At 73.1% G+C, this 201-nt stretch carries 1 protein-coding gene; it reads left to right on the top strand.

Annotated elements, in window-relative coordinates; all coding sequences use genetic code 11:
* Positions 1-201 (top strand): hypothetical protein (locus GYA94_RS27335; protein WP_161893514.1); only part of this gene is annotated, 201 nt, incomplete at both ends.

The raw sequence follows: 201 nt of genomic DNA, 5'->3' as shown, positions 1-201 counted from the left end.
CAGGCCGGCGTCCACCAGCAGGATGTCGCGGCGCTGGTGGACGCCGGCCTGGTCTCCGCCAGCCCCGCCGTGCACCTGGGGCTGCGCAGCCTTGGCCTGGAGCCCAAGCGCCGCCTCAATGGCTGCCTGGCCGAAACCATGATCCTGGCGCTGGAGGGCCGCGCCGAGCCATTCTCCCTGGGCCGTGAGTTGCCGGTGCAC

It is taken from the genome of Pseudomonas juntendi (genome assembly GCF_009932375.1).
Lineage (GTDB): Bacteria > Pseudomonadota > Gammaproteobacteria > Pseudomonadales > Pseudomonadaceae > Aquipseudomonas > Aquipseudomonas juntendi.
This window is presented reverse-complemented; position numbering and strand designations above follow the sequence as displayed.